11 protein-coding genes are annotated in these 22,481 nt (G+C 41.6%); 10 read left to right on the forward strand and 1 reads right to left on the reverse strand.

Annotated elements, in window-relative coordinates:
* Positions 1-403: 403 nt before the first annotated feature.
* Entirely contained in the window at positions 404-4,108 is a 3,705-nt protein-coding gene (locus tag DSM08_RS06950) for a two-component regulator propeller domain-containing protein (RefSeq protein ID WP_149525480.1), read from the reverse strand.
* Positions 4,109-4,389: 281 nt separating this feature from the next.
* On the opposite strand from DSM08_RS06950, the gene DSM08_RS06955 reads away from it, so the two are divergent.
* The 10 genes from DSM08_RS06955 to DSM08_RS07000 all read left to right on the forward strand — a co-directional run bounded on the left by DSM08_RS06955 (position 4,390) and on the right by DSM08_RS07000 (position 22,481).
* Positions 4,390-5,454 carry a GntR family transcriptional regulator gene (locus DSM08_RS06955; protein WP_149525481.1) on the forward strand — a complete coding sequence of 355 codons (1,065 nt, stop codon included), beginning with the start codon at positions 4,390-4,392 and terminating at the stop codon, positions 5,452-5,454.
* Positions 5,455-5,644: 190 nt separating this feature from the next.
* The gene (locus DSM08_RS06960) at positions 5,645-6,967 is read left to right on the forward strand and encodes a rhamnogalacturonidase (protein ID WP_149525482.1); all 1,323 of its coding nucleotides are present in this window, start codon (positions 5,645-5,647) and stop codon (positions 6,965-6,967) included.
* An 83-nt stretch (positions 6,968-7,050) separates the two neighbouring features.
* Positions 7,051-8,841 carry a rhamnogalacturonan lyase gene (locus DSM08_RS06965; RefSeq protein WP_149525483.1) on the forward strand — a complete coding sequence of 597 codons (1,791 nt, stop codon included), beginning with the start codon at positions 7,051-7,053 and terminating at the stop codon, positions 8,839-8,841.
* A 48-nt stretch (positions 8,842-8,889) separates the two neighbouring features.
* The gene (locus tag DSM08_RS06970) at positions 8,890-9,660 is read left to right on the forward strand and encodes a rhamnogalacturonan acetylesterase (RefSeq protein WP_149525484.1); all 771 of its coding nucleotides are present in this window, start codon (positions 8,890-8,892) and stop codon (positions 9,658-9,660) included.
* Positions 9,647-10,438, forward strand: coding sequence for an SGNH/GDSL hydrolase family protein (locus DSM08_RS06975; protein ID WP_149525485.1), 792 nt, complete (start codon positions 9,647-9,649; stop codon positions 10,436-10,438). Before DSM08_RS06970 ends, DSM08_RS06975 begins: the two co-directional genes overlap by 14 nt.
* Before the next feature lie 4 nt (positions 10,439-10,442).
* Positions 10,443-12,029 (forward strand): arylsulfatase, encoded by a 1,587-nt coding sequence (locus DSM08_RS06980; RefSeq protein WP_149525486.1) that lies wholly within the window; start codon positions 10,443-10,445, stop codon positions 12,027-12,029.
* A gap of 429 nt (positions 12,030-12,458) precedes the next feature.
* Positions 12,459-13,523 carry a glycoside hydrolase family 88/105 protein gene (locus DSM08_RS06985; RefSeq protein ID WP_246172508.1) on the forward strand — a complete coding sequence of 355 codons (1,065 nt, stop codon included), beginning with the start codon at positions 12,459-12,461 and terminating at the stop codon, positions 13,521-13,523.
* Positions 13,523-16,486: a sugar-binding domain-containing protein gene (locus tag DSM08_RS06990; protein ID WP_246172510.1), complete on the forward strand. Its 2,964-nt coding sequence runs from the start codon at positions 13,523-13,525 to the stop codon at positions 16,484-16,486. The genes DSM08_RS06985 and DSM08_RS06990 overlap by 1 nt, the downstream gene beginning before the upstream one ends.
* Positions 16,487-16,498: 12 nt before the next feature.
* Positions 16,499-19,240 (forward strand): glycosyl hydrolase, encoded by a 2,742-nt coding sequence (locus DSM08_RS06995; protein WP_149525488.1) that lies wholly within the window; start codon positions 16,499-16,501, stop codon positions 19,238-19,240.
* Positions 19,241-19,301: 61 nt separating this feature from the next.
* Positions 19,302-22,481 carry a SusC/RagA family TonB-linked outer membrane protein gene (locus DSM08_RS07000; protein ID WP_149525489.1) on the forward strand — a complete coding sequence of 1,060 codons (3,180 nt, stop codon included), beginning with the start codon at positions 19,302-19,304 and terminating at the stop codon, positions 22,479-22,481.

Raw genomic sequence — 22,481 nt, forward strand, 5'->3', positions numbered from 1 at the left:
CAACTATTGGTCGAACATATTTTACCTTCATCTCTATATATTTTATCAGGTAGTTAAAATTATTAGTGCTCGTGTGATATTTTGTACAAAAATAGAGAAATGTGCCCTTTTAAGAATGTGACGAGCGTCACATTTAAGGTTCTTTTAGTTATTTTGTAGTAATTCGATAATTGTTTGTAGATATTTATTGGTTATGCAATTAACTTTCCTAAAAAATTCAAGTAATATCAATTAGGCGAAATCGGTGTTTTATTGGTGTTTTTGTAGAAAACAATCGGTTGATATTTTCAAACTTTCATTAAAAAGGGGCGAGTTTTTAATAAATTTAAATTTAAACTATAACGAAATGTTTTTAGACTCGATTAACAAGTTAATGAAGCAGGTAATAATTTTACCTTAGTAGTTACGAAGAGTGACTCTTGGCATATTCACTTGGAGAGTATCCAAATTTTGCTTTAAAGGTTTTTCTAAAGTATTCAGGATCGGAGAATCCCACCTGATAACCAACTTCGCTCACCATCCATTTTTGCTCTTTCAAAAGCTGTTGCGCTCGTTTTAATCGTAATTCTTTTATCACATCTGCCAAGCCCATTCCGGTTAGGGATTTTATCTTTCGATAAAGTTGAGCACGGCTCAGGCCTATCGACTCGCCGATATGGTCGATCTTCAGGTCGGAATTGCTCATATTGCTTTCTATAAATGCAAATACCTTTTGTAAGAGCATTTCATCAGGCGACTGCATCGATACTTGGCTCGGTTCAATGCTGATGCACTGTTGAAACAGTTCTTGTTGTCGCAATCTCAGAATGAGCTGGTTTTTAACCTTTAATGCAAGAATCGGTAGTTGAAAGGGTTTGATGATATAATCGTCTGCTCCTATAGCGAGGCCTTCAATTTCCTGCTCCTGGAGGGAACGAGCAGTTAATAAAAGAACGGGTATATGGCGCAATAGGGTGTTGGATTTAATTTGCTGCGTAAAATTTAGTCCATCGACCTTAGGCATCATCACGTCAGAGATAATTAAGTCGGGCATCACTTTCTGTGCTACAGCAAAGCCTTCTTCACCATCGTAAGCTTGAGATACTGTATAACTATTTCTGAAATAATCCGCTAAGTAGTCGTTCATCTCAATATTGTCTTCCACGATCAGAATGCTACATTTTCTTGATAATACGGTACTAGATGGCTCTATAGTCTTTGTTGTCGGCAGAATTTGACTTTCTGAACTTTCCTTAAAGTCTTTAGTCTGCTCCTCAAACATATCATCGGTCAACGGTTTTGGTAATCGGATTTTGAATGCAGTCAGTGGTTGTCGTTCTGAATGCGAGCGGCTTTCTACACTGATTTGTCCTCCGAGGAGGCTTGTTAAATACTTGCTGTAAGTTAAACCTAAACCAGTTCCTCCTGCAATTTTATGTTTTCCTTGTTTGAATGGCTCAAAAATACTTTCCAACTCATTCTCTGCAATGCTTGGCCCATTATTTAGCACGTCTATTTCTAAATGGTTGCTGCTCTCTTTTAGGCGTACCTTAACAATCCCTTTTGCTGGTGTGAATTTTAAAGCATTGGAGATCAAATTGATGACTATTTTCTCGAGTTTATCGGCATCAAGTTGCATAGTCAATGTGAATCGTGAAGGTTGGTAAATTAAGTTGATGTCTTTCTTGCGTGCTTCCAACTTAAAGGAATCAATGACGTTGCTTATTAACTTATTGATGTCGGTATGTTCTACTGTTATTTTTTCCTGTCCCGTTTCCAACCTACGGAAATCGAGCAATTGGTTAACCGTGCGTAATAAACGACGACCATTGTTTTCCATCATCTCCAGTTGCTCTGTAGGCTTTTTGTCATGCTCGGCCCATGTCTTAAGTTGCTCGATCGGAGAAAGGATTAAGGTTAATGGCGTCTTGATTTCGTGAGAAATATTTGTAAAGAACTGCAATTTATTTCCCTGCATTTCAAGCTCTTTCTCGTAGATTATTGCTTCATAGGCTAGTTTAGACTTTAACTTCGTGTATCGAGTGCTGTAATAATAAAATATATATAATAACAAGAGTCCTATTGCGAAATAGAACAAATAGGCAAGGGGTGATTCCCACCAAGGCGGTAACACATCGATTTGAAGGGTTGAAGCTTTCTCTGTCCACACCCCATCGCTGTTGGATGCTTTTACTAATAACTTGTAGTTTCCAGGCGGCAGATTCGAATAACTGGCTTCCCGTTTGTTCGAACTCGTGTAGATCCAGTCAGCGTCGAACCCTTCAAGCATATAGGCGTATTTGTTTCCGTTAGGGTTCGTGAAATGCAAAGCAGCGAATGCTACTCTAAATGTCTTATCGGCATGTGTTAGCTTAATACGTTCTGTCAAATGGATTGGGCGTTCCAGCACTACGCGGTCGTTTATTTTCTTCTGAACTTCGACCGCTTCGTTGAGAATATTGAGCTCTGTGAACACAATTTTTGGAGGCTCTGGGTTAGTCCTAACACTATCTGGAGAGAAGTGGCAAACACCTAAATTGCTTCCAAAATACAAGCGATTCGCTGATTTGCTGTTGAATATGGCGCCTTCTATATTATCTGTGCTTAATAAGCCATCGGTGTCCGAGAACGTGCGTATCTGCATTTTTGCTTTTTCAACTCTCGAGATTCCCTGTTTATGGCTGACCCATATATAGCCTTGCTTATCCTGCGTCACACCAGCTATTGTTCCGGATGGCCATAGGTTTGAAATACGGCTTAATGTTTCAATACGCTCGTTTTTTGCGTGATAAAGATCCAGGCCATTTCCGGTTCCTATCCAGATATCGTTTTGCTTGTCTTGAAATAGCGCATATATTCTATTGTCGCTCAGCGTATTTGTTTTCTTTTCCTCGTGGTGTAAATGTTTTAAAATTTGAAGCTTTCCTTCCGCATTTTCTTTTACTATAAAAATTCCGTTGCCTTCAGATGCAAGCCAGATGCGTCCTTGTTGGTCTTGTAGGATAGTCCAAAAATGTGGTTCTGCTAAAAACTCATCGAACTTATAATATCGGAAAGATTGGTTCTTGCGAGTCCATTTAACCACGCCTTTCCAAGTGGCAAGCCATATATTTTCATCCCGATCTTCCATAATGCCATAAACCGGATTACTTTTCACGGAGGAATGGTACAGCCTTTCTATCTTGTCTGTCCTAGGATCATACCGATCAAGTCCGCCTTGGTTTCCAATCCAAATGATACCCTTAGAATCACAAAATACTTTCTTTATGTAGTTGTTTTGTATGCTATTGGGGTTGTTGCTTTCGGATTTGTATTGCAGGAAATCTCCGTTCTTTTTTACCACTGTAATTCCTTTGCTTCTCGTTCCTACCCATAAGTTCCCCTGGCTGTCTTCTGTTAGCGATCGAATGGTATTTTCTGCTAAGGATTGTTTGCTTCCTGGATGGTACATGAGCGCATGAAATGGAGTAGCCTCAAGATATGCTCTATTAATCCCATGGGAGTAAGAACCTAGCCATAGCACATGCTGCTCGTCGAGATAAACATCGCTGATATAGGCGTCATTAATTGCCCAGGGATTTGAAGGATCTTCCGTATAAAGTTTTTGAGCTCCTGTTGGTAAGTACGTTTCAACCAAAGCGGTTTTATTGTTGTCGAGATGCCATTGTGTTTGTTGAAATTGGAATTTGACATTATATCGGTGATCTCGCCTGTTGATCTTGCCTAGGATTTCTTTTGGACCTTTGTCGTATGGAACGCGGGTGAAGTCGTCGGTCTGGTAATTGTATTTGCTGAGTGTTTGATCTTCAAATGTTGCTACCCATAAATCACCTTTACTGTCCAACAATATATTATGAATCCTGTTATTAGCAATCGTATTCGGATTTTGGGCGTCATATCGGTAGATTTTGATCTGATATCCGTCATATCGACATAATCCAGACCAGGTCCCGAACCACATAAAGCCATACTTATCCTTTGCGATTCCATGTATCGTGTTATGTGGGAGTCCATTTTCAGAAGTGATATGGTCGAATTTTAAGGAAAGAAACTGAGCATTTGCTGTTAAGGTGAATCCTATTTGGCAGAATAGCCAAGCCATACACAGCATATTTAGGATCTTTCTCACGGGTAAATTGAAGGTATTAAGTCTATAGAACTCTAAACTATGAAAAATATCGGAAAGGGTTATTTTTCGCTTGCCTTAATTCTCTAGCGGAGGGATAATTTTATTCAAAGTTGCCGTTTTTTGTTAAAATAAACGGTATTTGAATCAATTTTCAGGGGAATCTGATTCAATATTACGGTGTCGAAAAACCAAAGTCATACTAATTTTGAGTTATACGAATTGAGGTTATAACCAATTGCTATCTCAATCTCGTCCATGTTAAACCTATATTCTTAATTGTTATGGAGACTCTATTTTTAGCCCCTAACACCCGTGCTTCATTGCACAGTGATTTAATTAAATTTATTAAGATCAATGCGTTTTCTACGACGCCTAAATATGTGCAGTTGGCAGATGCGGTTATTGACGCTATACGGTCCGGGATCGTGGAGGTTGGCGACTCATTGCCCTCTATCAATGATTTAAGTTATTTTTTACAAATAGCGCGCGAAACTGTAGAGAAAGGATATCGAAAGCTGCGGAAAGAAGGCGTAATCGCTTCAACGCCCGGCAAAGGATACAATGTGTGCATGCGTCCCTTTATCCGTAGACGTATTGCTGTTTTCTTGAACAAGTTAAGTGTACATAAGAAGATTGTTTATGATGCTTTGGCAAAGGAAATTGGCGACCAAGCATCAATCGATCTTTTCGTTTATAATAGTGATATTTCTCATTTGAAATCTTTGATCATGGGTTTATCGCAAGATTACGATCATTTTGTAGTTTTTCCATATTTCAAAGAAGGTCGTGACAAAGCCGCAGAGGTGATTTCTCTAATCCCAACGGAGAAATTAGTGTTATTAGGTAGGGATGTCGAAGGTTTGTCGGGTAATTTTCCAATTATTTGTGAAAGCTACGAAAACGATATCTATGATGCTCTGGAGAGCATACGCGAACCACTTTCCAAGTATGATACCATAAAACTTGTTTTTCCTGATCATTCCGATTATCCGAAGGCTATTATCAAAGGCTTCTATCGTTTCTGCCATGAGTATGCTTTTGAGCATTTGCTGGTGGACGAGGTAGCCGAAGAGGAAATTGCTAAGGGTACCTGCTATATATTATTGGCTGATAATGACTTGGTAGGTCTGTTAGAAAAGGTGCAGGTGAGCGGTTTGGCAGTAGGTTCCGAAATCGGCATCATCTCCTACAATGAAACGCCACTAAAGCAATTTATTCTGGATGGTATAACCACCATCTCTACGGATTTCAATTTAATGGGAGAGTATGCTGCCGCCAGTATTTTAAACAATAGTCAGGCACGTCTAGAGGTTCCATTCTATACCGTGCTTCGACCATCCGTTTAATTTAATGCCCCTTTTTGGGGGGTAATAAGGCAACCTAGCCTGTTTTTGCCTCTCCCGGCAGGATAGGGCGGGTTGCCTTGGTCAATAAAACTTCACTAGTTTAGAATTAAATAATCATATAAACTATTTGCCTTTTGCTAACGCAGAAAGGGATATCGAAATATAAACTGCACTTCTAATACAACTATTCATGAGAAAGCACCTAACCGATTATGCTTGTTTAATTCTTTTATTGCTTGTTGGCAATATTTTAAATGCTCAAAATAAATTTCCGGATGGTTCTGTTATTCCTTCATGGTTCGATGAATACAAGGAAACTAATATTGATCAATTGGGAAAGCAGTTTAAAATTACGGACTATGATATCGTCAATGATAGTACGCTGATACAGACCGAGAAGATTCAAGCTGTAATCGATGAGGCTGCCAAGCAAGGAGGGGTTGTTGTTATTCCTAGGGGTATTTACCTCAGCGGTTCGCTCTTTTTTAAGCCTAAAACTCACCTCCATCTAGAGGAAGGAGCGGTATTAAAAGGAAGTGACGACATCAGTAATTTCAAGCTCCTAACGACGAGAATTGAAGGCCAAACGGTTAAATACTTTGCAGCACTTGTTAATGCTGATAAGGTAGATGGGTTCACGGTGTCTGGCAAAGGAATGATCGACGGCAATGGTCTGCGTTATTGGAAAGCGTTTTGGTTAAGGCGAGGATTTAACCCATCCTGTACGAATATGGACGAGATGCGACCTCGCCTGCTATATGTTTCGAATAGCGATCATGTACAGGTATCCGGCATTAAGTTGAAGAATTCTCCTTTTTGGACAACACATTTTTATAAATGTAATTACTTGAAAATGTTCGACCTAACAATTACCGCGCCTGCAAAGCCTGTTAAAGCGCCGAGCTCCGATGCGATCGATCTGGATGTTTGTAATCATGTTTGGATCAAGAACTGTTACCTATCGGTCAACGATGATGCTATCGCGCTGAAAGGAGGGAAAGGCCCGAAGGCACCGGAGGATCCTGATAATGGCGCAAATTATAACATCATCATTGAGAATAATAAATTTGGCTTCTGTCACAGTGCCTTGACTTGCGGTAGTGAATCTATTCATAGCTACAACATCATCTTCAGAAACAACGTTTTGGACCACGCACGTAAAATGCTCCAGTTGAAGATGCGTCCGGATACCCCTCAAGAATATGAGAAGATATTAATTGAAAACATTTCCGGAACGACCAATAGTGTTTTGTTCATCAAACCGTGGAATCAGTTTTTTGACTTAAAAGGCGAGAAAGGAATTAAGAAATCTTATGCACACGATATTACCATCAAGAATATTGACTTGCAATGCGATATATTCTTTGACGTGGTAAACTCGGACCAATATGAATTAAGAGATTTCCATTTCGAAAACTTTAAAATACAGGCCAAGCAAGGCGCATTGCATAAAGAATACATCAAGAATCTGACATTGAAGAATGTCTCTATCAACGGGAAAATGATTAAATAATAGATTATAGGTTGAAATGCAGAGTGGCTATGCTTCAGTTTTCAATAATAAGGTTTCTTACGATATTAATTATCTGCTGTTCCATGAGCACGTTGCTTGCCCAACGACAAATGGAATGGTTGGATAGAGGTTTTGTCGGTTTGAAAACAAGCAGTCACTCTGCTTTCTTATCATGGCGTCTGCTGGCTTCCGATGATCCGGACCTTCGCTTCATAATCTACAGAAAAACTCCCGACAGCGGAAAGGAGCTGTTGACAACCCAAACCCGTGTTCAGGGCACTAATTGTATCGACTCATCTTTGATCGCTAATCGCGATATAGAATACCAATTATATTTGATTAAAGGCGGAAAAGAAGTTCTTGAAGACACTTTTCTGATTAAGAGCGGTCAGGAGATCAAAAACTACTTTGAGATTCCTTTAAAGCTTCCTACTGGTTATACTGCAGGTGATGCTTCCGTAGGCGATTTAGATGGCGACGGACAGTATGAGCTTATCGTTCATCAGGTCGGGAAAGGGCATGATAACTCTCATCTTGGTTTGACGGATGAACCTATATTTCAGGCTTACCGGCTAGATGGAACTTTACTTTGGGAGATCAACCTAGGAATGAATATCCGGGAGGGGGCGCACTATACGCAATTCATGGTTTATGACCTAGACGGGGATGGGAAGGCGGAATTTGTATGCAAAACAGCGGATGGAACGAAAGACGGTATTGGAAACGTCTTGGGGAATAAAGATGCTGATTATAGAGATAAGGACCCCAAATCAATAACCTTTGGGAAGATCGTGCAGGGCCCAGAATATTTGACAGTTTTCAACGGGCTAACCGGAGAAGCCATATCTACGGTTGATTATGTTCCTGGACGTGGGACGGCGAATAGCTGGGGAGATCAAAAGGCGAATCGGGCGGATCGGTATTTAGCGGCGATAGCATACCTTGACGGCAAGAAACCAAGTTTAATTATGTGCCGAGGATATTACGATCGCACGGCGCTGGTCGCTTGGGATTTCGATGGTAAAAAATTGAATAAGCGATGGGTTTTTGATACCGAGGATGCTGATCATCCATATTCAGGGCAAGGTTTTCATAACCTTGCGGTTGCCGATGTTGATCAGGATGGTCGCGATGAAATCATTTATGGGTCAATGACCGTTGATGACGATGGTAAAGGACTTTATAGTTCAGGTTTAGGGCATGGAGATGCATTGCACGTCTCGGATTTGGACCCCGATAGAGCGGGTTTGGAAATATTTGCTATTCATGAACATAAAGGATCGAGCAAAGGAGCAGGCGTTTCACTTCGAGATGCCCGAAATGGAGATCTGCTGTTTTCGGAGTCAATTGATGAAGATGTCACCAGAGGTGTAGCCGCATCGATAGACCCAAATCATCGCGGAGCTTATATGTGGTGGTTAGTCCGTGATTCGGTCTATAATATGCAGGGGATACCCGTCGCACCGCGACCTAAATTTGTTAATTTCTTAATCTGGTGGGACGGCGATCTAAGTCGAGAGCTTTTGGATGATAATAAAATCGAAAAGTATAATGAAGGTGTCATCTTCCAAGCGGAAGGTGCTACATCCATCAATGGAACCAAGCGTACGCCAAATCTGAGCGCCGATATCTTTGGTGATTGGAGAGAAGAGCTAATACTCCGTTCTGCAGATAATAAATCTCTCCGAATCTATATGAGCAGTATACCAACGTCCTTTCGCTTGACGACCCTTATGCATGATCCTGTTTATAGGTTGGGCATCGCTTGGCAAAATGTTGCGTATAATCAACCTCCGCATACTGGATTTTACTTGGGGCCGGGCATGAAACTAGTGCCCAAACAAGCTTTAAAGCTTGTGAAATATAGAGAGTAAGTTGTTTAATCTATCAAAGTAATATCTTTTTGTAAATCAATAGTATATATGCTTAATATAAAATTATTGTTTATTATGATGACTGGGTTGTTTTTTCTCCAAAATCGACCCGCTAAATTATTTATTATTGGCGATTCTACTGTACGTAATTCGAATGAAACCTATTGGGGATGGGGTAGTATTCTTCAGGAGTTTCTAGATAGTACAAAGGTGAAAGTGGACAACCAAGCGATGGCAGGAAGAAGTACTAGAACCTTTAGAAATGAAGGGAGATGGGAAAAAGTACTGGATGAAATGAAATCTGGAGACTATGTGATGATACAGTTCGGGCATAATGAGGGAAGTAAGCCTGATACGACCCGGCAAGGGTATCGTGGTGTCCTCCGCGGAATAGGAAAGGACTCTCTAACTTTAATTTGGCCGAACAAGGAGCAAGAGGTCGTATATACTTATGGGGAATATCTTCGTCGATTTATAAAGGAAACGAAAGCAAAAGGAGGTATCCCTATTATCCTATCGATGATCCCTCGTAATAAATGGACGCCGGATGGGAAAACGGAACGTGCAGATGCTGATTTTGGAAAATGGGCGAAAGAGATAGCGCTGGAACAACAAGTTGATTTCATTGATTTGAATGAATTAACGGCTGCTTACTATGATATGATCGGCGCGGATGCCGTCAAAAGGCTTTATTTTCCAGGGGATCATACGCATACCAACTATGCCGGTGCGCGATATAATGCATTTAGTGTTATGAAAGGAATTCAAAAATTACAAAACTCTTTATCCCAAAGTATTATATCTTATGAGCAGAAGTAAAACTATCACTTTAATATGTGCGTTATGTTGCATGTTGACCTTAAGTAGCTTTCTGATAAAACAGGAAAAGCAACGTGTTTACATTATCGGCGATTCAACCGTACGGAATGGACAGGGAAATGGGAGTAACAGACAATGGGGTTGGGGAAGCTTCCTTGCGGATTATATGGATAGCGAAAAGGTAGATGTGTTTAATAAGGCTTTAGGTGGAACCAGCTCCAGGTCATATTTTACGAACAGGTCGCTGTGGCAACAAATATTGGATAGTCTGCGACCGGGCGATATTGTATTAATGCAGTTTGGTCATAATGATTCCAGCCCTATTGTTGACTCTGCGAGAGCAAGAGGTACTATTCGGGGTAATTCTGATGATTACCAAGAGGTTAATAATCCTTTATTGAAGCAAAAGGAGATGGTGTATAGCTACGGTTTTTATCTACGTCGGTTTGTGAAAAACATTAAAGATCGAGGAGCACGAGCAATTATCTGTTCACCGATACCAAGAAATAAATGGGAGGGTAATGAAGTTGTCAAAAGTGATTATGCGAAATGGGCCGAAGAGGCCGCTACACAATCAGCGGCAGATTTTATCCCACTTCAAGATTTAGTAGCGACAGCATATCAACAACAGGGACAAGAATATGTCAACACGCATTATTTCGATGCGAAAGACGCAACACACACTTTAAAGGATGGTGCAGTCTTAAACGCCAAACTTATTGCAACGTATCTTTCTAACAATCCGAAATTAGGACTCGCCCAATGGATCAAGAAATAAAGGTATGAAAAAGATTACCCATATCGTCGGAGCGGCAATCGCCATTTTCTTCGCCGCTGCTACGCAAGCGCAACAAAGACCCAATATCATTGTCATTTTGGTCGATGACATGGGATATTCTGATTTGGGCTGTTTTGGATCTGAAATTCAAACGCCACATTTGGATAGTTTGGCGAAAGAAGGAACGATAATGACCAACTTTTATAATGCAGCGCGCTGCTGTCCTTCTCGAGCGTCGTTGTTGACCGGGCGATATCCGCATCAGGCAGGTATAGGCGATATGATGAACAAGCGTCCGTTTCCAGCCTATCAGGGTTTTCTCAACAGGGAATCAATTACTTTAGCTGAATTGCTTAAAACAGCTGGCTATGGAACTTATATGACTGGTAAATGGCATGTGGGTCAAGATTCTATAAACTGGCCATTAGAACGTGGATTTGATCGATATTACGGATTGATCGACGGCGCAAATAGCTATTTTGCAAATAGACCCTATCGAAAAAACCAAAAACTTAGTATTGTTCTAGATCGAGAGAAAGTGGAAGTACCTGCGAACTATTACAGTACCGATGCTTATACGTGGCGTATGATCGATTTCTTGGAAACTCACCTTGTCGAAAAAGAGGATCAGCCTTTTTTTGCTTATATGGCTTATCAAACACCACATTGGCCACTGCACGCTCGACCTGAAGAGATTTTAAAGTATAAAGGGAAGTATATGGAAGGCTGGGAAACTATCCGCCAGCGCCGCTTTGACAGACAGAAGGAACTTGGTATTATCCCAAGCTCCGCTAGCTTGCCTGAGAACGACGAAGACATCCCGGGATGGGATAAGTTGACTTGGGCCGAAAAAGTTCAATGGGATGAACGTATGGCGGTCTACGCGGCCATGCTTGATCGATTAGATCAACAGGTAGGAAGATTGGTGGATTTTCTGAAAGCTAAGAAGCAACTGAATCATACGATTATACTTTTCCTGTCGGATAATGGGGCAAGTCACGAAACTATTGATCACGATGGATTTACGGAAGAGATACAATTAGCGAATAATTTTCCTGCCAGTCATCCCGAATCCTTTACTGCTTATGGAAAAATGGGTGCTGCGGTGTCAAACACACCATATCGTTCTTATAAGCATTGGGTTTATGAGGGAGGAAATTCGACGAGTTTCATAGCTTTCGGACCGAATCATATTCCAAAAGGAGCTATTGTAGAGACACCGGCGCATTTAGTTGATATTATGCCAAGTCTAAAACAATGGGCAAAAGCAAATTATCCCAAACGACATCATAATCAGCAAATTGGGGAAATGGAAGGGACAGCGTTAGCAGCGCTTTGGAATAATAGCGGGGTTGAAGAGCGAGCTATCTGTTTTGAACATGAAGGTAACAAAACCATAAGAAAAGGAAGGTGGAAACTGGTGCAGGCATATCCTGATAAAAATTGGCAATTATACGATCTTCAAACCGACCGAGCTGAAAGGATAGATTTGAGCAGCAAGTATCCTAAGGAAGTTCAATCCTTATTGAAAGAGTATCTCGCTTGGGAAAAACGTGTGGGTGTAATCCCATACGAACAGCTCAGTAAATAAATATTAGATACCTAATACCTTATCACTGATATTTTTTTACAAGAATTTTTACATGTCTATTGTTTGCAATTAGTTGATAATAAGTGGTTTATTCTTATTGTAACGAGATGGATACAGGACACGGCAGGTTGCTACGAAATCTCAAATCTCTTAATATAGCTATATAGCCAATATCGTAAACCGTTGCGCTTTTAAACTTCATGTGAAATAGTTTCGCGACAGTATTGTATGCTGTGCATAAACTAGTAAAAAGGTACTAACATGTGTTATTTCTCATGAGTTTGAAGTGCTTCCAATAGCGTTCAAATGATGACACCAACTAGAAAATACAATTCTTCACTTCTTATTCGATTGCATTTAGTATGTATTGCTGCTGTTTCCTTGTTGTTTGTTGCGTGTACTGCGCAAAAGGCAGGGAGCAATAAGGCAATGAATCAAAAAGAGGATGTATTGCAGGTGCTCCGTCAAACAAATGCATATTTTATGAAAAAATGGCCGGATACCAAAGAACCTATCTACACGACGAGATGGCGTCCCAGCAATATCTGGACTCGAGCAGTGTATTATGAAGGTTTGATGGCCTTGTATGCCATTGATCCTAAAATCGAATATTACAGATATGCTGATGACTGGGCCAATCAACATCAATGGAATATGCGCAATGGCGTAGAAACCCGAAATGCGGATGATCAGGCATGCGGACAAATTTATCTTGACTTATATCAGATTGATAAACAGCTGATCAAGATAAAGGCAATTAAAGAAAATATTGATGGAATTATAGCAAGTGGAAAAGTGGACGACTGGACTTGGATTGACGCTATACAGATGGCGATGCCAATCTTCGCAAAATTTGGAAGCATGTATAATGATCCAAAGTACTACGATTATATGCATCGCATGTATCTCTACTCACGGAATGAAGAGGGCGGAGGACTTTATAACACAGTAGACAAATTATGGTGGCGAGATAAAGATTTTGTACCTCCCTATCAGGAACCGAATGGCGAAGACTGCTATTGGTCGAGGGGAAATGGTTGGGTGGTCGCTGCGCTGGTGCGTGTTTTAAACCTCCTTCCGCAAGATCATCCCAACAGAGCATTCTACGAACAGGATTTTAAGGATATGATGCATGCGCTGTTGAAGGTACAACGTGCCGACGGCTTTTGGAATGTGAGTCTTCATGATCCGACCAATTTTACTGGACCGGAAACTTCAGGGACTGCGCTCTTTGTATATGGAATGGCTTGGGGAATAAATCAAGGGATACTTGATCAAACGGAATTTACTGAACCTATGCATCGAGCTTGGCAAGGAATGGTACAGGATGCGGTGCATCCATCTGGTTTTTTAGGCTTTCTGCAGGGAACCGGAAAAGAACCAAAGGATGGTCAACCTGTGCGTTTTAGTTCCGTTCCAGATTTTGAAGATTACGGGCTTGGATGCTTTTTACTTGCTGGTGCTGAATATTATAAATACTTATCCAAAAACTAATGATTGAGATGAGAACCATATTGCTGATAGTCCTGACACTGGTTGGTTTGAATTCAGGGAGTGCATTGCAAGCACAAAGCAATGTGACACTGAGTTTCAATGCTGATTGGAGATTAATGCTGGGCGAGCAGGAGAATGCTCAGCGGATGGATTTGGACGACAGTGAATGGAAGTCAGTAACTCTCCCACACGCTTGGAATGAAGACGATGCTTTTTCAAAACCTATCCACGAACATAGCACCGGCATTGCATGGTATAGAAAAACATTTGAATTACCAGATAACGCACCTGTTGATAAGGTCTTTTTGGAATTCGAAGGGCTACGCTTTGGAGCGGAGTTCTACTTAAATGGCGAATGGATAGCTCGCCATGAAAACGGCGTCATGGCCGTAGGTTTAGATATTAGCAAGTACTTAAAAAAGGGCAAAAATGTACTTGCTATTCGAACCGATAACCGTTGGGATTACAAAGAAAAAGCAACCAATTTCGTTTTTCAATGGAACGACAAAAATTTCAACGCCAATTATGGTGGGATCCCTAAGAACGTCTGGATACATTTTAAGAATAATCTGTATCAAACATTGCCTCTTTATTTCAACTTAAAGACCACAGGTACATACGTTTATGCTAAAGATATCGATGTTGCCAAAAGAAGGTTAAATCTTCATGTGGAAACTGAAGTTGCGAATGAAAGCGGGGCTGTGAAAAACGGTAATTGGCAGATTAGGGTATATGATGCCGAAGGCAAGCTTGTGAAATCGTTCGATAAGAAATTCACGATAGCGGCAGAAACGAAGAGCATGCTATCCTCGCAAGCTCTTTTACAGGAGGTAAATTTTTGGAACTGGGGTTATGGATATCTGTATACCGTTGAGTCTAGTCTTTCAATCGATAATAAACAGATTGACAGCAGAAAGATAAAAACCGGTTTCCGAAAAACAGCCTTTAAAGACGGTATGCTTTATCTCAATAATCAAGTAATCATGGCTAAAGGATACGCGCAGCGAACAAGTAATGAGTGGCCTGGTGTGGGACTATCTGTTGCGCCTTGGCTTAGCGACTTCAGCAACCAATTAATGGTCGAAAGCAATGCAAATATGGTTCGATGGATGCATGTCAGTCCTTGGAAGCAAGACGTAGAATCGTGTGACCGCGTCGGATTGATGCAGATGCTTCCCGCTGGCGATGCAGAGAAAGATGTTGAGGGCCGTCGCTGGGAACAGCGTACTGAACTGATGCGTGATGTCATTATTTACTATCGGAATAATCCTAGCGTAATACTTTATGAAAGTGGGAATGAGTCGATCAGTGAACAGCATATGGCTGAAATGAAAGCAATTCGTGATCAGTATGATCCATACGGGGGCAGAGCTATCGGCTCTCGCGAAATGTTAGACAGTAAGCTTGCAGAATATGGTGGAGAGATGCTTTATATCAATAAAAGCGCGAAGCACCCTTTGATCGCTACGGAATATATGCGTGATGAAGCGCTAAGAAAATATTGGGACGAACATACATATCCTTACCATCCGGAAGGAAAAGGACCATTGTACAAGGGAAATGATGCGAGCGACTACAATCGGAATCAAGATCAATTCGCCGCGGAGGCTGTACGTCGTTGGTATGAATACTGGCGTGTTCGGCCGGGCACAGGGAAGCGCGTTAGTTCAGGCGGTTTAAATATCATATTTTCCGATTCAAATACGCATTATCGTGGTGAAGAGAACTATCGCAGAAGTGGCGAGGTCGATGCTATGCGTATTCCGAAAGATGCTTTTTTTGCCCATCAAGTCATGTGGGACGGCTGGGTAGATCCAGATCCTAAGGGTATGCACATTGTTGGACATTGGAACTATGATGCTGGAACGGTAAAAGATGTATTGGTCGTGAGTGCCGGCGATAAGGTAGAACTCTTCTTGAACAACAAGAAATTGGGCACTGCACAGCAATCTAATCGTTTCTTATTTACCTTTCCAGCTGTTCAATTCGAGGCTGGTGAATTAAAAGCAGTTTCCTACGACGCTAAAGGCGTCAAACTTAGCGAACAGACTCTCAAAACCGCTGGATTACCTTCTCAAATCAAATTAAAGCTTCTTCATGGGGCAAACGGAATATATGCCGATGGCAATGATATGGTAATGGCGGAAGTAGAAGTATTGGATGAAAACGGACAAAGATGTCCAACCGTCAACCCAATGATCGACTTTTCCTTTGCGGGACCCATAGACTGGATTGGTGGTATTGCACAAGGCCCAAATAATTACATCGGCTCGACCGCATTGCCTGCAGAGGCAGGAATAAACAGAGTTTTGCTTAGAACACAGTTTGGAAAACCAGGCACGGTTAGCGTTAAAGCAATGTCAAATGGATTGAAAGCGGATTCTCTTAGTTTTCAAATCAGCGATATTGAACAACAGGGAGCTTATTTTCAAAAAGCGTCTTCTGAAAATTTACCATCGTATATGGGGCGTGGAGATGGTTTAGGCATCGGTCCATTGAACGTTGTGAGAACCTCATTGCCTATTGCATCGGTTACTTCCGGGGCAAACCAACAAAAAGCGCAAGCATCCATCGATGATAACGAACTGACAGATTGGGTAAATGATGGAAAGATCGAGAACGCATGGATTAGTTATAAACTGGAGAAGAAAAGCCTGATTGACGAGATCGATATGAAGCTGAATAACTTCCGTTCAAAAGTGTTTCCATTAGCGATTTATGTTGATGACCAGAAGGTCTTCGATGGTACGACAACTACAAGTTTGGGTTATTGGAATGCACAGTTTCCTGCAGTTGAGGGCTCTACGGTTAAGATCCAATTAAAAGGTGATACAGAGGGTAAGTCAGAAAATCAGCATGCCGAGATAGGCGGTAAGAAACTTGATGATGGCGTCGCACGAAATGACGCAGGAAGTACAGGTACCTTGAGCATAATTGAAATAGACCTATATAAAAGAAATTAAAGTTTAGCGAGCATGAAAAAGTATTGGATATGGAGTATGGTTTCCTTTGCGCTAATGCAGTCTCCTGCAGAAGCCCAAACCACTTGGCCTCAAGTTCAGAAGGAGATGAAGCCATGGACAAGATGGTGGTGGCCAGGTTCTGCAGTCGATAAGAAAAACTTGTCAGCAGAGCTAACAAAGCTTGCCGATGCAGGTTTTGGTGGGGTGGAGGTTACACCAATCTATGGCGCAAAAGGATTTGAACAAAAATATATTCCTTTCCTAAGTCCGCAATGGCTTGACATGTTGAATTACGGCAGTGAGAAAGCGAATTCCTTGGGAATGGGACTTGATATGAACCTGGGTACCGGATGGCCTTTTGGTGGTCCTCAAGTAGAGGTTGAATATGCCGCTACCAAATTATTGATGGAAGAACTAAACCTTAGCAAAGGTGAAGAAATAACACTCCCATTAAGAAGCCAAGATGCGAAGCAAACTTATACCAAGGCGCAAGCCATCAGTGGGTATGATCGTAATGGTAGCAAAGTCGATCTAAGCAGCTTGTTGAATCAAAAACAAGGTACTTGGAAAGCACCAGAAGACATGAAAGTATTGATTCTGTTCTCGGGGAGAACAGGACAGAAAGTGAAGCGTGCAGCGCCTGGAGGCGAGGGATTAACGCTCGACCATCTGGGTAAGGCATCGGTAGCATCTTATTTTGATTTTTTCAAAAAGAAGCTTGAAAACCAACCAAAATCCGTTCGGTCATTCTTCAATGATAGCTATGAGGTGTATGGCGCCGATTGGACGGATGAATTTTTATCTGAATTTAAGCGCAGAAAGGGATATGCTTTAGAAGACTACTTATTAGAATTTGCTGGAAAAACCGACGATAAAGAGAAAGAAGGAAGGTTAAAATCCGACTACCGCGAAGTCGTTAATTGGATACTCCGTGATCACTTTCTTTTGCCTTTCACAGAATTTTCAAATGCTCAAGGCGCTATTTCCAAGAATCAAGCCCATGGGTCGCCCGGAAATCTGTTGGATCTTTACGCTAGTACGGATATCCCAGAATGTGAAACCTTCGGTTCTAGTGCCTTTGATATCCCCGGTTTAAAAAGGGATTCTGCCGACGTCAGAAACGTAGATCCTGATCCTATGATGTTCAAGTTTGCCAGTTCGGCAACAAATACACAAGGGAAAAAACTTACATCTTCTGAAACCTTTACTTGGCTGACAGAACACTTCAAAACCGCCTTATCACAAACAAAACCAGAGGTTGAAGCTTTGTTTTTGTCGGGTGTGAATCACGTGTTCTATCATGGCACAACTTATAGTCCAGAAGAAGTGAAATTTCCAGGCTGGCTGTTCTACGCTTCAGTCAATTTCGTAACGCAAAACTCCTTCTGGTCACATTTGATCGGATTAAACCAATATATCACCCGTGTTCAATCTGTATTGCAGACAACTGAAGCCGATAATGAACTCTTGATTTATTGGCCAATCTACGATATCTGGCAAGAACCTGATAAAGCATTTAAGCAGTTAAGTGTTCATCATGTGGATCATTGGTTATGGCCAACACAATTCTACAAAGAAAGTGTTCATCTTCAGAAGAGAGGATATGGCTTTGATTTTATTTCCGATGAGCAAATAAAACAAACACAAGCAGATGGAGATAAATTAATTACGCATGAAGCGGCGAAGCCTTATCAAGCTATCTTTATTCCAGAGACGCAATATTTTTCGGAAGAGACGCTCGACAAGCTTTTGAAGCTTGCTGAAGAAGGTGCGACATTGATATTCCAATCGGCACCGAAAGATATTCCGGGATTTCATCAAGTAGTAGAAAGAAAAGAGAGGTTACTGTCGACATGGAAAAAGATAGGGTTTAAAGCAGATGAGCCGAACCAGTATAAGAAGTTCGGGAAAGGGAAGATCTACTTAACCAAAGACGTCGTTTCGGCATTAGAAACGGAACAAATCTTTGGCGAGAGCTTGACCAGAGCAGGTCTGAAATTCCATAGACGCATTGATAAAAATGCACATTACTATTACATCGTCAACCATAGTCCTAAAACAATAGATCAATCAATAAAACTCAATGCGACTGGAAAGACAGTTACTTTATTGGATCCCCAAACCGGGAAGATAGCAGATTTACCGATGAAAGACGGTCAAGTACGCTTTCAGTTAGCACCTGGATACGCATGGGTTGTGACGGTTTCCGATGAGCCTGCACAGGCAACAAAGTTTCATTATGTGGACCAAGAAAAAACAGTGAATGTCTTCACTCAGCCATGGAATCTAAGTTTTATTAGCGGCGGCCCTAAACTTCCGACGAATAAGAAGTTGAATAAGCTGAGTTATTGGACAGATCTGCAGGGAGCAGATTATCAAAGCTTCTCGGGATCGGCAGCCTATGAAACGCAGATTACGCTGAATAAAGAAGCCGATAAATCCTACAGACTTAAGCTTGACAACTTATCAGAAAGCGCAAAGATTCTTGTAAATGGTAAGGAAGCGGGCATTTTGTGGTCCAATCCATTTGAGCTCGATGTGACGGAATACCTTACAAACGGCAAGAACCAAATTCGCATTGAAGTAGCCAATTTAATGGCAAACCGCGTCCGGGATATGGATAAAAAAGGAATGGTTTGGCGAAACTACCATGAAATAAACTTTGTGAATATAGACTATAAGCCTTTCGATGCCGGAAAATGGGCGGTCGCAAATTCAGGATTGAAAGGACCTGTAACCCTAATTGCATACTAATAAATCAAGCATAAAAATAATCAATCGAAGTAACCAAATAATAAACTAAAACAAATAAGCCATGAATTTAAAGTATTGGATGAGTACTTGCATCGTTTTCTGGTTGATAGGCTTAAGCAACTTATACGCCCAGCAAACAATTCAAGGTACGGTAGTGAACAGCCAACAGCAGCCACTGCCGGGGGTAACCGTCAAAGTGGAAGGAGACGATACGCGCTCTGTGCCCACGAATGACGAAGGTGTATTTCAAATCGATGCAAAGGTGGGGGAGATTTTGCTCTTTACTTCCGTAGACTACGAAAGCCAAAGGGTAACAATTCAGAATCAAACGCCCTTGCGTGTGGTCATGCAGGCGAAAGATGAACAACTAGATGAAGTCGTTGTCATTGGATATGGTACGCAGCGGAGAACGAATGTGACCGCACCGGTTTCAAAATTTAATGCAGAGGGATTGGCAGAGCGTCCAATTGCCCGCGTCGATCAAGCGCTAGCCGGACAAATGTCAGGCGTAAGAGTAAAACAAACAACAGGTGTACCAGGGAAAGGACTTAGCGTGCAGGTCAGAGGATCAGGCTCGATTACAGCGGGTTCCGAACCTCTTTACGTGGTCGATGGATTCCCATTGGCAACAGCATCGCAAAATGGATCTGGAAACTATGGCTCAGGTAACCCGTTGGATAATATGAATCCCAATGATATAGAGTCTATCGAAGTATTAAAGGATGCTTCTGCAGCTGCTATTTACGGTTCCCGTGCAGCAAATGGTGTGGTCTTGATCACTACCAGACGAGGAAAGACCGGACAAGCCAAACTGAACTTCAACACTTATTTAGGGAGTTCTTCGGCATACAAGAAATTGGATATGTTGAACGGTGAAGAGTGGATCGATCGCGCTAAGGAGATGATTGATGCGGCATGGGTAGCATCTGGTACGGGAAGAACAGCATCTCAATCTAACGACGAACGCCGTGCTATCTTGAAGCTTCCGGATGGAACATATAATACTTCACTAATGTATGACGATCGCTGGTTGCAAGATGGACATCCAGGATTATATATGATCAACTGGCAGGATGAGGCCTATCGTAAAGGTTTAGTACAGAATTATCAGTTATCTGCTTCGGGGGGAACAGATTTCGTTAATTATTATGTTTCTGGAAACTACATGGACCAGAAGGGTATTATTCAGGGTCTTAGCTACAAAAACTACAGCATGCGTGCGAATGTCGATGTAAAAGCTTCCAAGAAATTTACTGTAGGACTGAATATATCGCCAACTTATTCGATCATGAACGATCCAGGCGTGGAAGGAAAAGATAACATTATCCACCAAATTTATTCCATGACACCGGTTCAGGATCAGCCAGCAGGATCAGTAAACGTGTTTGAAACGGAGCGCTATCCGTGGAGTACTTCGACAAACGATCCGATTGCTAAATTAAATTATAGCATTGGCGAAAGTAAAATTGCAAGGATTATCGCCAGCACCTATGCCCAATATCAAATTATTGATGGTCTGACCTTCAAAACTACTTTGAATATTGACCATGCAGATCGTCAGGGATTTAGCTATAACCCATATACGATTGCCGGAACTTTGGCAAACCGCTTAGCTAACCCGAACTTGGCAACTTATGGACAAAATAGTTCGTATAGACGTCAGACAATAGTCAATGAAAATACATTGAATTACTCGTACGAAACGGGAAAACACAGTTTGCAAGCTCTACTAGGTCATGCTTACAACTATGATCGTTTCGATAGCAACAGTATCACCTCTCAAGGTGGTTATACCACCAGTGCGATTAAAACGTTGAACGGAGCCGTTGGGACGACTTCAAGTACGAGTGCTACCAAGAATCTTATGCTTTCTTATTTTGGACGTGTGCAGTATGCCTATGATCAGAAATACCTGTTATCGGCAAGTGTGCGTCGTGATGGTTCATCGCGCTTCGGTTTAAATACGAAATGGGGCTGGTTCCCTTCAGTATCGGTAGGATGGAGAGCTTCAGAAGAGTCTTTCTTGAAAGATATCGAAAACATATCCGAATTAAAATTCCGTGCCAGCTATGGTGAGTCGGGAAACAACAATATTTCTGATTATTCTGGTCGCGCTTTGTTGGGGAACTATCACTATTCCTGGAATGGTACGTCGGCAGCGGGTCAAGCTCCCAGCAATATTATCAACCCGGATATTACCTGGGAAAAATCTAGAACAGTCAACGTAGGTGTGGATTTCGGATTCTGGAAATCGCGAGTGACAGGTTCATTCGACTACTACACCAGAACTAGTAGCAGCTTGTTATTGAACGTTCCGACGATGTTAGCAACCGGATTTAGTTCTTTATTGGATAATGCTGGAGAGGTGAGAAGTAAAGGTTGGGATTTAGAAATCCGTACGCAAAACGTTCAGAAATCAGACTTCAACTGGTCAACCTCATTCAATTTAAGCCATAACAGCAATGAAGTCACGAAATTGGTCGGTGATCAGCAGCAATTGTTAATCCCTTCTTCATTCGATATTCAACACAGTATTCTTCAAGTTGGTCAACCGATGTACAGCATTTATGTGGTTCAGCAGGACGGAATCCTATCACAAGCAGATATTGATGCTGGTGCTGCCATGTATGGAACGCAGTCAGCCGGTGATCCTCGTTATGTGGATGCGAATGGCGATGGCGTTATTGATGCAGACGACCGCGTATTGGTAGGACATCCTAACCCTGATTTTGTATGGGGTATTACGAATGACCTTCGTTATAAAAACTTTGATTTAAGCTTTTTATTTCAAGGACAATGGGGTGGAAGCTTATACTCGCTCTTAGGTAGAGCATTAGGACGTACGGGACAGGGTACAGTGGATAATGCGCTTGGATTCTATCGCGACCGTTGGAGAACGGAGGAAGATCCTGGTGAAGGCAGAGTAGGGAAGGCTTATTCAACATTCGGACGTATTAAGAACACGGATTGGTTGTACTCTTCAGACTACTGGAGATTGAGACAAGTAACCTTAGGCTACAATTTCAAGGATCTACGTATTGGTGGATCAACAATTCTACCTAACGGCCGCCTATATCTATCCCTTGAGAATTACTGGGGTGGAGATAAATACGATGGCGGGGTAAACCCGGAAGCTGCAAACACCAATTTAAGTGGAAGCTCCACTTATATGGAAGCGGGTGATTATGGTGGCCTAGCATTACCGAAAACTATAACCTTTGGTATTAACTTGACATTTTAA

This window comes from Sphingobacterium hotanense, from assembly GCF_008274825.1.
Taxonomy (GTDB): domain Bacteria; phylum Bacteroidota; class Bacteroidia; order Sphingobacteriales; family Sphingobacteriaceae; genus Sphingobacterium; species Sphingobacterium hotanense.